The following is a 12,281-nucleotide window of genomic DNA, read 5'->3' as shown; positions in this document are numbered from 1 at the left end:
TAAAGGACTTTCTCATTTTATAGAATGGGAAATAGGAACATTCCACATCGACAGTTCCCACCGGTTCAGCCAGTTTGTGAATCCCGGCTTCGATGCCTTTATGCGCGATATCTTCGTGCCACTCTGTTCAGGTGGTACGATCTGTATACCGGAAGAAGACAACCTCTCCACGGCGCCAAAGATCAGCGCATGGATAGACCGCCAACGTATTAATCTGATCCACTGCGTGCCCAGCTTTTTTAAGTTATTCGGGAAAGGAGACTTGAAGGAAGAACAGTATCCGGCGCTGCAATACGTGCTGCTGGCAGGTGAAAAGATATTGCCGTATGAATTACAGGAATGGCACCAGGCTTTTGGAGAAAGGATCCGGCTGGTGAACCTGTACGGCGCTACTGAAACGACCCTCGTCAAAGGATACCGTTTCATCGAAAGCGATATCACGGGCAACGCTATCCCTGTGAGGGCGATGCCGGGAGCGCAATTTTTGATTGCAGATAAGGAGATGCACATTTCTCCTCGGGGTGCCGAAGGCGAGATCTATATCCGCACCCCTTACCGCACAGCCGGCTACCTGGATGCCGCTGCCACAAAAAGGTCCTTTATAGTCAATCCGTACAGCAACAATAATGATGACCTGCTTTACCGTACAGGGGACCTTGGACGGGCATCAGAGAATGGAGAAATAGAAATTACCGGGCGGGCCGATCAGCAGGTAAAGATCAGAGGTATCCGGATCGAACCAGATGATATCCGGGAAAATATACTCCGGTATCCTGAAGTGCAGGATGTAATCGTACAGGTAAAAACCGACAAAGAAGGAGAGCCATTTATTTGCGCCTACATTGTTCCCGGATCGCCATTGTCACAGGATGCATTAAGGGATTTTTTGCAGGCCCGTCTGCCATCCAATATGATACCGGCTTACCTGATCCCGATGGCTGCATTCCCTTTGCTTGAAAACGGGAAAATAGATCGTAAAGCGCTGCCGGAGCCAGACGCACGCTCAACAGCCGGTTATATAGCGCCCGTCAATGCCACGGAGGATAAACTGGTCGAGATCTGGTCGGAAGTGTTGAAAATAGATAAAGAAGGGATCAGCGTCACCAAAAGCTTTATTGAACTGGGTGGACATTCATTAAAAATATTGCTGCTGATAAATAAGATCAGCCAGCACTTCCATGTCTCCATCCCATTGAAAGTGATCTTCGATAAAAAGAATATACAAAATTTAGCAGACTATCTCATTACTGTAACACAGGCAGCCTGTGAGTTAACCGATAGCATGGGATCAAAAGAAATTTCTTTATGAGAACAGATGAGTACATCAGTGCATTGAGAAAGAACCATAATATCATTATTAATGTCGATAATAATGAACTTAAGATCCGGGGCTCGCAAAAATCATTGACGAGTGAGATCGTTGATGAAATAAAAGCCCGGAAAACCGAGATCATTACCTTTTTTAAAAGTGTGCATGAACAGGCTCCGGTTGCTGGAATACCTGCAACGGGGAAGAAGGAAGTGTATGTAGTTTCCCCGGTTCAAAAACGATTATTCTTTCTCTACCAGCTCAACAAAACTGCACTGGCCTATAATATGCCCCGGATCGACAGGCTGGAAGGAGAATTGAATAAAGAACGGCTGCAGGATACTTTTACCAGGCTCTTTGCCAGGCATGAAATACTAAGAACGCGTTTCGAAGAAATAGATGGGGAGATCGTACAAAAGATCATCGACCCGGGTTTTCCCGGGATTGAAGAGTATCATTCCGATGGCAGCGACGTTCAAACGATCGTTGAGCGATTCATCAGGCCTTTCGATCTTACAAAAGGAATGCTGATGCGGGTTGGTTTGATCGTGATTTCCCCGAAAGAACATTACCTGCTGGTAGATATGCATCATATAATAGCAGATGGTTCTTCACAAGGTATCCTCATCAAAGAATTTATCACCCTGTATAATAAAGAAGAATTGCCACCGCTGCATGTACAATATAAAGATTATGCGGAATGGGGTCAGGCAGCCGATCAACGAAGAAAAGTAGCGAAGCAGGGGGAATTCTGGATCAATGAATTTTCGGAAGAGCCAGGTGTTCTTCACTTGCCGGCAGATTTCGCAAGACCGGCCGTTATGGATTTTAAAGGAGATGTGATCGGCTTTGAAGTAAGCAGGGAAGAGACAACCGGATTGAAAAAGATTGCAGAAGAACAGGATGCCACCCTTTTCATGGTATTATTATCTGCCTATGCGATTTTGCTTGCCAAACTGGGCGATCTCGAAGACATCGTGATCGGAATTCCGATAGCAGGCCGCCAGCACCCCGATCTGGAGAATATGATCGGAATGTTCGTGAATACGCTTCCCCTGCGGAATTATCCAAAAGGAACATTGACATACAGGGAATTCCTGTTACAACTGAAAACGAATACCCTTGCCTGTTTCGATAACCAGGATTTTCAGTTCGGGGAGCTTTTACAGGCATTGAATGTGTACCGGGATAGCAGCCGGAATCCGTTGTTCGATGTGATGTTCATGTATGAGAATTACGAAGCGCAGGAGTTAAGCATATCAGGGTTGACGCTCAAACCGTACCGGCACGATCATGGCGTATCAAAATTCGATATCAGCCTGAAGGCCCGGGAAGCAAACGGGCAGCTCCTGTTACATATTGAATATTCGACGGCATTGTTTAAACGAGAGACCATCGAAAGATTTATCTCCTACTTCAAAGCGATCCTTTCTGCAGTCATTGAAGATCCTGAAAGGAAGATAGCAGATATAAAGATCATCTCCGAACAGGAGGAAAATATGCTCCTGCAGGAACAGGTTGGCGCAATTGTACCTTATCCGGAAGAAACATTATTGTCAGTTTTTGAAAGACAGGTGGAAAGGACGCCGGAGAATACGGCATTGATATGGGGGAACAAAACGATCAGTTATGCGCAGCTATGCAAAAGATCTGACCAGATAGCCACCTGGCTGCAGGAGGTAGGAGGCATTGAACCCGGCGATCTGGTCGGCTTATTGCTGGAGCGGGGCGAATTCCTGGTCCCAACCATTTTGGGGATAGGAAAAGCGGGAGCTGCCTACGTGCCGATCGATCCCAGCTATCCTGCATCAAGGATCCATTTCATCATTGCTGATGCCGGCTTGAAAATGATCATCAGCCAGAAAAAATACCGGAGTGCATTGACCGATTCCGGGGCAGATGTTTTTGACGTGGAAGAGCTGTACGAAACAACAGGCAGCCGGAGCGAAAAGCGGTCAGCCATCAAAGCGCAGCCTGCTGGTCTTGCCTATATTATCTATACCTCCGGATCTACCGGGAAACCGAAGGGTGTAATGGTTGAACACCGCTCCCTGGCGAATATGATCAGGCATGCACAAACGCTGTATCCGTTACATGAACAGGATCGCTATCTGCTGAAAACAACGTATTGTTTTGATGTTTCCTGTGCCGAGATCTTTGGCTGGTTTATGAATGGCGGCGCCTTGTCGCTGCTGCCTGAAGATGCAGCGCGAGAACCCCGGGAAATACTGGCCACCATTCAAAAGGACAGCGTGACCCATATCAACTTCGTGCCCTCCCTGTTTGCCGCATTTGTAGATGAACTGGAAAGAACAGGTATTGAACAGATCAAAACGGTAAAATATATCTTTCTTGCCGGTGAAGCATTGCCCATCAAGCTCGTCAGGAGATTTAAGGCCCTGAATACAGGAATTCCTCTTTGGAATATCTACGGACCTACCGAAGGCACCATTTATAGTTCCGCCTATAATACAGATCAGTCGGACGGCTCAACGATGACAGTACCCATTGGGAAACCGCTCACCAATATCAGACTTTATATACTGGACAGGAACCGGCATCTCATGCCGCCGGGTGTGGCAGGAGAACTTTATATAGGAGGCATCGGAGTAGCCAGGGGATATCTGCATAATGAGGAGTTGACCAGTCAGCGGTTTCCCGACAATCCTTTTAACCGGGGCGAAAGGATCTATAAAACAGGGGACAGGGCCCGCCGGTTGCCGGATGGGAACCTGGAGTACCTGGGAAGGATCGATGACCAGGTTAAGATCAGGGGATACCGGATAGAACCGGGTGAGATAGAAAGCCGGTTGGCTGAACATCCGGAGGTACAGGAAGCAGTGGTAGTGGCAAAAGAAATGAACGGGAGCAGATCGCTGGTCGCTTATTATTTGTCGGACTTTGAATTAGCCCGGGATGTACTCCGGGCCTTTGTGCTGGAGAAATTGCCTGACTATATGGCCCCTTCCTTTTTTATCCGGTTACAAAAAATACCATTAAATGCCAATGGAAAAGTAGATAGGAAAGCATTGCCGGATCCATTGGTGTCGCCAGAGGAAGTAATAGTGGCGCCCCAAACAAAGGAAGAAAGCCTGTTGGTGGATGTGTGGTCGCAGGTGCTGGGCATGGAAAAGATCGGTATAACAAATAATTTCTTTTTAATAGGAGGCGATTCTATTAAATCCATCCAGATCTGTTCCAGAGTGCGAAGCGCAGGATATGAACTGACTGTAAAAGATATTTTCGCTCATCAGACGATCCGGCAATTGGCCCCGAAATTAAAAAGGATCACTGTCGTATCCGATCAATCCGTCATCACAGGAAGATCCCGGCTGAGTCCCATACAGCATTGGTTCTTTAACGGCCCTGTAAAGAACAAGAACCATTTTACGCAGTCGGTGCTGCTGCATGTTGAGGCAGGCATCAGTTATGAAACCGTATATCGCATATTCAAAAAGATCCAGGAACATCATGATGCCTTGCGGATGGTCTTCACCAACATAGCCGGGTCGATCATTCCTGAAAATAAAGGGCTGGAACTGCCTGTTGCCCTTGCAGAATATGATCTCCGGCAGGAAGAAGACGAGGAAGCTGCATTAACCCTTCTTGCTGATGAAATGCATGCCAGTATCGATCTGGCAACCGGTCCCCTGATGAGGCTGGGGCTGTTTCATATGAATAAAGGAAGCAGGCTCCTCATTGTTATCCATCACCTGGTGGTGGATGGCATTTCCTGGAGAATATTATTCGAAGATTTCGAAACGCTTTATCAACAGCTATCACATAAACAACCGTTGACCCTGCCATTAAAGACCGATCCCTTTTTATCCTGGCCCGGTCATTTGGAAAAATATTACAGGAGTAGTGATTTTGAAAAACAAAAAAAATATTGGAAAGAGCAGGCGTCTGCTTTGCCCAGGGATTATCCGGAAGGTAATAATCTCCTGAAAGATCACCGGAAAGCGCTTTTTCGTTTGGACAGAGCCGCCACCGATCACTTGCTGACGCACGTACCTTCGGCCTTTAATACCCAGATCAATGATATTTTGTTGACGGCTCTGTTGCTCAGCATCAATAAAAGATACGGACAGGATTCATGGGTGATCGATCTTGAAACCCACGGCCGGCAGGACATTCTTCCGGGCGTAAATTTCAATAGAACCATAGGATGGTTTACCAGTATTTACCCTGTATTAATAGAGATGCAGCATGGTGAACTGAAAAATACGATCAGGCAGGTAAAGGAAACCCTGCGGAAAGTGCCTGGTCACGGTATAGGGTACCTGCTGCAGAAGTATCAGAACGGTGTTGTAGGTATCGACGAAGCCCTGCAGACATCCGGGATCTGCTTCAACTATCTGGGACAGTTTGATGCCGATACCAACAGTAATGTGTATAGCCTGGCCGGGGAGAATAAAGGAAACGAAATTGGCCTGGAAGAACAGGTACCATATGACTGGAGCGTTTCAGGGATGATACTTAACGGCCAGTTGGAAATGAGTGTTTCTTATAGTGTAAGGCAATACATGGCCGGTACGATGGAAAGTTTCATGAAAGATTATGAAGAGAACCTGCGTGCGATCATTGAATATTGTAGTACCTATGGACGAACGGAACTGACCCCATCTGACCTGATCTACAAAGACCTGCCGGTAGCTAAACTCGATGAGATCCAGGCAAAGTATACCATTGAAAATATAAGTTTATTATCGCCGATGCAGGAAGGGATACTGTATCACAGTCTGCTGGATACAGGAGCTGTAAAGTATCTCATGCAAACAACCTGTAGGGTAAAAGGAGAACTGAATGTAGCGGTTGTAGCACAAAGCCTGGATTTCCTGATGGCGAGATATGATATCCTTCGCACCATTTTTCTTCACGAAGGATATGACCCGCATGTACAGGTGGTATTGAAGGAGAGAAGGGCCAGCCTGGTATTCGAAGACATCCGAAAAGATCTGTGGAAACTTGCCGTCTGGCAGTTACAGGAGAGAGAAAGGATATATGACCTGAGTGCAGATGTGTTAATGCGGCTGGTAATATTGCAGACGGAGGAAAAGGAATACGAATTGATATGGGGCCATCATCACCTGCTGATGGATGGCTGGTGCATGGGTATTTTGGTAAATGAATTTATGGCCATCTATTCGATGATCATAAGAGGAAAGGAAATTGTTCTGCCCCCGGTAAAACCCTGGTCGAAATATATGGAATGGCTGGGGAACAGGGAGAAGGAAAGATCGGCCGCTTTTTGGCGGGAATATCTGTCAGGATATGATAGCCTGGCAAGTTTGCCGCAGCAGACAGGGCGGCAGGAGTATGCATATAAAATGAAGGAACTGGTCATCGATGAAAACCTTACAAAAGGATTGAGCCGGTTTTCCGGGCAGTATGGCATCACACAGAATACGATCATCCAGGGCGCGTGGGCAATGCTGCTGGCCCGGTATAATAATACACAGGATGTTGTATTCGGATCGGTCGTATCTGGCCGCCCGGCTGAGATCGAAGGAGTGGAGACGATGGTAGGTCTTTTTATTAATACGATTCCGGTCAGGATACACTATAGTGGCACTGAGACAGTGGTTGATTACTTACAGGGGTTGCAGGCCAGGGCCTTGGAAAGCGAGCCACATCATTATCATCCTTTATCAGAGATCCAGGCATTGAGCGAAATGGGCGACGGGCTTTTTGATCATATCATCGCTTTCGAGAATTATCCGCTGGCTCAACAGATCGAAGCAGCAACCAATGCCCCATTTGAGATCAGTAATGCGGATTTCTTCGTGCAGACCAATTATGAGCTGAATATCACCATTCTGCCATTGAATGAAATGATCATTAAATTTGAATACAACAGCAATAGATATTCAGAGGAGACGATAGCCAACATCAGCAGTCAGCTGAAAAATATTATCAGCGCCGTCATTGCACGACCGGATGGACTTTTAAAAGATATTTCGCTGTACAATGAACAGGAAGAATTGGCGCTCAGAGCCTGGCTGACGGCCGGCCTGGAGCAAAAAACAGCACCAATTCAATTCCTGCTTGGCCGGAGTTTCGAAATGCACGCAGATCATTATGCGATAGAGTACAGGGGGAAACAATACAGTTATAAAGAAATGGGCGCTGATGCCGGTAAGATAGCCACAGCAATAGCCCGTCATGGGATTGCTGAAGGCAGCCCAATAGGAATATATTGCGAAGACAGACGCTGGTTGATCAGCTCGATTCTGGGTATTGTACAATCGCGCATGGTATTCGTGCCGCTGGAGACGAAGCTTCCCGCAAGCCGCCTCGCATCCATGATCAGCCAGACAGGTATCCGGTATATCATTACCGATCAGGAACAGACAGACCGTAAAAAAATAGATGCCTCCGGAACGATCACCTGGCTGTCTCTCCACGAAATCAGCACAACCAGTGAAAACTTCGTTGCCCGGACGGATTTCGATCCGGAAGACCATTTGTATATTTATTTCACCTCTGGTTCTACAGGTGAGCCAAAAGGAGTAGTAGGCATCAATAAAGGACTCGCCCATTTTATTGATTGGGAAATACGAACCTTCCACATCGACAATACTTTCCGGTTCGGTCAGTTCACCAACCCCGGCTTCGACGTGTTTATGAGGGATATATTTGTACCGCTCTGTTCGGGAGCTACCATATGCATACCCGATGAAGAAAGCTTGTCCACGGCGCCAAAGATCAGTGCATGGATAGATCACCAGCAGATCGATCTGATCCACTGCGTACCCAGTTTCTTTAAATTATTCGGAAAAGGCAACTTGCAGGAAGGGTTGTTCCCTTCGCTGAAATACATACTCCAGGCAGGCGAAAAGATCCTGCCTTACGAATTACAGGAATGGTATAAGACATTTGGGAATCGCATTCAGCTTGTAAATATTTATGGTCCTACTGAAACAACCCTGGCCAAGGGCTATTATTTGATCCGGCCGGCAGACAGCAAAGCTGCCTACATTCCTGTAAGGCCAATGCCCGGAGCGCAATTTTTGATCCTTGACAAGGATAGGCAGGTATCTCCGCCCGGCGCCATAGGTGAGATCTATATCAGAACGCCTTACCGTACAACCGGCTACCTGGATGCTGCTGCCACAAAAAAATCCTTTATCGTCAACCCCTACAGCAATAATAAAGAAGATCTGCTCTACCGCACCGGTGATGTAGGAAAGGCGTTGGATAATGGAGAGATCGTGATACTCGGGCGCTCAGACCACCAGGTGAAGATCAGGGGTATAAGGATCGAGCCGGATGATATCCGGGCAAATATACTCCGGTATCCGGGCGTAACAGATGCGCTGGTATTGGCAAAAACCGACAAAGAAGGGGAGACATTCCTTTGCGCCTATATTGTATCGGACCCGCCCTTCGAGGAACCGGCAATAAGAAGTTTCTTACAAACCCATTTACCCGGGAATATGCTTCCGGCATTCCTGATGCATTTGCCTGTGTTCCCTCTTCAGCCAAACGGCAAGATCAACCGAAAAGCATTGCCTGAACCAGGCTTCGGACAGGCAATCGATCATATTCCTCCTTCCGGTGCCATAGAGGATAAACTGGCAGATATCTGGTCGGAAGTACTGAAAATGGATAAAGGATTAATTAGCACTAACAAGAGTTTTCAGGAGCTGGGCGGACATTCAGTAAGAGTGTTCAGGCTGCTCAATAAAATTCAGCAGTCATTTCATTTAAAACTAAAATTGGATGATATACTCCGGCACGATACCATCCAGCTGTCAGCCACGCTTATCGCACGATCTGTAAGGGATAATAACGGCGAGATTCCGGTATTGGAAAATAAGGAATACTATTCTACCTCTCCGGCGCAGAAACGAATGTATTACCAGTATTTAATGAACAGGGAAAGTATTCGTTACAATATTCCGATTGCCGTAAGGATCAATGGAGAAACAGATATTCCCCGGCTGCGGGATGCATTGATCAAATTGACAAATCGTCATCCTGGTTTAAGGACCAGCTTTCTGCTGACAGGGGATGATGTGCTGCAGACAATCAATGCGGAGGCCGGTTTGGAACTGGAATGGATGGGCGAAGATCAATATAACTCGGTCGGCGAGGCTTTCAATGCATTTATCAGACCTTTTGATCTGACCATGAAGTCCCTGATGCGATGTGCTTTGTTAAAGGGGCGGGAAACAGATACATTATTCGTTGATGTGCATCATATCGTAGCCGATGGGATCTCCCTGAATATTATGATCCATGACTTCAAGAAGCTTTACTTAGGAGAAGCGCTTCAGCCCCTGACACTGCGTTACGTGGATTATGCAGGTTGGATCAGTAACAGCCCGGACATATGGCAACAACATAAAGAATATTGGGCAAAGCAATTGTCCGGAGAATTACCTGGCGGCATTTTGCAGGCTATCAGGACAGGCTCAGGAAACGATATACATGTGGCGGCCTCAAAGGAATTGATAGTGGACGAAAAGTTATACGAAAATATCCGGCAATTCGCCCTGGCATCCGGGGTGTCCGACTTTATATTCCATTTATCGGTGTGTTACCTGTTATTATCCAAATTGTCCGGAAGCCAGGACATCATCATCGGGACTGATGTGGTAGGCAGAACAAAGGCTTCCCTGCAGGACATCGTTGGCACCTTTGTGAATATCCTGCCTTTAAGAGTGCAGGTAAGACCCGATATTTCCTATGAGGAATTATTACTCGGTATTAAACGCACGGTGGTAGAAGGATTCGATCACCAGGATTTTCAATTCGATCAGATGGTTTCTCTTGTAGACAGTAAGGGAACTGGCCTGTCCGAAAGCCCGCTGATCGATGTTCACCTTTCCTTCTCCAATACCATCGATGATACCATAGAACTGGATGAATTTGAGATTTTATCCTTGCAGAACAAACATGATCAGCTGACGAATTATGAGCTGCAGCTGGAAGCCAGGACCGTAGGAAAAAGATTGTACATCGATTTTATTTACAGCAAAGAATTGTATGATGCCGATACCATTGAATGGATCATGAAGTACTATACGAATATCTTACAATTCGTGATCCGGAACAGGCATGTGAAAATCGGGAATATTGAACTTGAAAATTGACCCGGTAAACCAACTCCTCTTGTATGGAAAATCAAATAGTAAAAGAACAATTCAACAAACAGGCGAAGAAATTTGCCGATTGGGCCGTTACCAGGAATACCGCACAGATGAAGGGGTATTATGATTTTTGTGAAATATCGCCCCGGGATACTTTGCTCGACGTTGCCTGCGGACCCGGAGCCATGACAGTATTCATGGCCCACCACGTCAGATCGGCTACAGGTGTTGATATCTCGGATAATGAAATTGAAATAGCCAACAATGTAGCCAGACAACTGGGTATAGCCAACATACAGTTCGATTGCTCGGACGTAGAGCAACTCCCTTATCCCGACAACTCATTCTCAGTGGTCTTATGTAAAGCGGCCTTTCATCATTTCGTACAGCCGGTAAAAGTATTTAATGAGATGAAGCGTTGCTGCATGCAGGGCGGTAAGGTAAGTATCCAGGATATAGCCGCTTATGATGACATATATGTAGATGAATATTTCGAAACCTTTGAAAAGCTGGTCGATATCTGCCATCACAGAACGTTGCAGGAAAGGGAATTTGCTCAATTGTTCACAAATGCTGATATAGATATAACAGACCAGTTTATGTTGACTGTAGATCTTTCGGTTGACGAATACCTGGAACATGCGGTACAGGATAAGGACGGCAGGTTGGCGCTTGAAAAATTAATCAAAGATGGCATAAAAGACCCTCGGCTGAAAGAATACCTTTTTTACAGGGATGACCAATTGTTTTTTAAACGAAATGTATACCTGATCGTAGGCCAGAAAAAAGATAAATAGTTAACCGCATTATAATATGAATAACGATGGACTTTAGCCTTTTCTTTTTTTCCAGTTACAAGGTCAGGTCCGACAATAAATACAAGTTATTGTTGGAGGCAGCAAAGTTTGCTGACAGGAACGGTTTTAAAGCCGTATGGACTCCTGAACGCCATTTCCATGAATTTGGCGGTCTTTTTCCCAACCCTTCTGTTACCAGCGCAGCCCTTGCAATGGTCACCAAACAGATAGAATTGCGGAGTGGAAGCGTTGTTTCGCCATTACATGATGCAGTAAGGATCGCCGAAGAATGGTCTGTGGTAGACAACCTGTCAAAAGGAAGGATCGCGCTTTCTTTTGCTTCCGGCTGGAACGGAAACGATTTCTGCCTGGCGCCGGATAATTACAAAGACAGACATCGCATCATGTATGAACAGATAGATAGTATACAACGTCTCTGGAAAGGAGAAAGTAGTAAAAGAAGGAACGGGCTGCATAAAGAAATACCCTTCCGGATTTTTCCCGCCCCCGTTCAAAAAGAATTGCCTGTCTGGATCACAGCTGCGGGAAATGAGGAAACGTACCGCATTGCCGGTGAAAAGGGGGCTCATTTATTAACACATCTGTTGGGACAGGACATGCGCGATCTGGCAGGAAAAATAAAATTATATCGTGAAGGAAGACGGGCTGGAGGATTCGCAGAGAATTCCGGAAAAGTGGCGCTCATGCTGCATACCTACATCGGAGAGGATATCAGGGAAGTAGAACGTATCGTTGAAAAACCTTTTATGGAATACTTAAAAAGTGCCACCAGTCTAAGCAAAATCATGTACCAGGAGGCAGGATTAAATGAGGAGGAGATCAGTGAAGAAGACAAACAGACGATGCTGAGGCATTCCTTTCAGCGATACAGCAAGACCTCTGCGCTGATCGGAACCGGTAGTAGTTGCCGCGCCATGGTGAATAGCCTGGCAGCAATAGGCGTGGATGAGATCGCCTGCCTGATCGATTTTGGCATTGAGGAAACTGAATTGATCAAAGGACTGAAGAATCTGCAGGCCTTCAGGGAGGCACTTACACCTGGACAAAACTGAACTT

At 46.3% G+C, this 12,281-nt stretch carries 4 protein-coding genes; all 4 read left to right on the top strand.

All coding sequences use genetic code 11. From position 1 onward, the window contains the following. Positions 1 to 1,309, top strand: a 1,309-nt coding sequence (locus ACJ751_RS13540; RefSeq protein ID WP_407746033.1) for a non-ribosomal peptide synthetase, incomplete at its 5' end; no start/stop codon positions are given. Next, entirely contained in the window at positions 1,306 to 10,410 is a 9,105-nt protein-coding gene (locus ACJ751_RS13535; protein WP_407746032.1) for an amino acid adenylation domain-containing protein, read from the top strand. The genes ACJ751_RS13540 and ACJ751_RS13535, both read left to right, overlap by 4 nt. A gap of 23 nt (positions 10,411 to 10,433) precedes the next feature. Beyond that, the gene (locus ACJ751_RS13530) at positions 10,434 to 11,204 is read left to right on the top strand and encodes a class I SAM-dependent methyltransferase (protein ID WP_407746031.1); all 771 of its coding nucleotides are present in this window, start codon (positions 10,434 to 10,436) and stop codon (positions 11,202 to 11,204) included. Positions 11,205 to 11,230: 26 nt separating this feature from the next. Further along, positions 11,231 to 12,277 (top strand): LLM class flavin-dependent oxidoreductase, encoded by a 1,047-nt coding sequence (locus tag ACJ751_RS13525; RefSeq protein WP_407746030.1) that lies wholly within the window; start codon positions 11,231 to 11,233, stop codon positions 12,275 to 12,277. Positions 12,278 to 12,281: the final 4 nt, after the last annotated feature.

It is taken from the genome of Niastella sp., assembly GCF_045805085.1.
GTDB lineage: Bacteria > Bacteroidota > Bacteroidia > Chitinophagales > Chitinophagaceae > Niastella.
The sequence above is the reverse complement of the archived record's forward strand: the minus strand, read 5'-3'. Positions and strand labels throughout refer to the sequence as shown.

Bases quoted from the DNA above. Each gene is read 5' to 3' on its own strand.
- ACJ751_RS13535 (WP_407746032.1), top strand. From the start codon at position 1,306: ATGAGAACAGATGAGTACATCAGTGCATTGAGAAAGAACCATAATATC.
- ACJ751_RS13530 (WP_407746031.1), top strand. From the start codon at position 10,434: ATGGAAAATCAAATAGTAAAAGAACAATTCAACAAACAGGCGAAGAAA.
- ACJ751_RS13525 (WP_407746030.1), top strand. From the start codon at position 11,231: ATGGACTTTAGCCTTTTCTTTTTTTCCAGTTACAAGGTCAGGTCCGAC.